Here is a 262-nt window from a genome sequence, read left to right on the forward strand (position 1 = left end):
GTATAACATCTGTTCCTTTTGGTAACGGCCCGTACAACTCACACAGTTATTTTTTTAGCACTAACTATTACGTAGGGTTAGAAGACGATTTTGATTTAGGTGTGGTAGTAAAACGTAAACTTAAAGACAACTGGAAGCTAGACCTTGGTTTTTTCAAAAATGATGAACTAGGCGGAGTAGACGGTGGTTCCGATAAAAGCAAGCGTTACTCGTACGATATTGTAGGTAGTCGTGCACCAAATGAAGGTACATACGCAGAACC

The 262-nt window shown here is 40.1% G+C and carries 1 pseudogene; it reads left to right on the forward strand.

Annotated elements, in window-relative coordinates:
- Positions 1 to 262: pseudogene (locus AAEY83_RS16160) on the forward strand (carbohydrate porin); the annotation flags it as partial.

This window comes from Psychrobacter sp. TB20-MNA-CIBAN-0197 (assembly GCF_040309765.1).
GTDB lineage: Bacteria > Pseudomonadota > Gammaproteobacteria > Pseudomonadales > Moraxellaceae > Psychrobacter > Psychrobacter submarinus.